Here is a 257-nt window from a genome sequence, read left to right as displayed (position 1 = left end):
CAGAGCGTTTCTTGTTGGCAGATACGGTGCCGCAAACGAAAAGTTTGTGAAGAATCTCAGCTATTTACATGTCTTTCAAAGATTTTTGAAGGAGAAGGACTTAGAACAATATGACCTGTTTCACACGCAGGATTTATTTGCGGCATTTTTGCTGGGATACCTTAATCAAACGTGTCGGCGTCCGCTTTTTTTCACGCCGCACGGACATTTCACGAAAAGCCGGATGAAGTTTCATAAAATCCAAAAGGGTTCAATAG

Annotated in this window: 1 protein-coding gene; it reads left to right on the top strand. The window is 42.0% G+C overall.

The window, feature by feature from the left end; translation table 11 throughout:
- Positions 1–257 (top strand): glycosyltransferase (locus tag SB658_RS25455; protein ID WP_410603223.1); only part of this gene is annotated, 257 nt, incomplete at both ends.

The organism is Bacillus sp. SIMBA_008, from assembly GCF_046535495.1.
Lineage (GTDB): Bacteria > Bacillota > Bacilli > Bacillales > Bacillaceae > Bacillus > Bacillus subtilis.
Note: the sequence above shows the minus strand (reverse complement) of the source record. Positions and strands in the feature narration are given on the sequence as shown.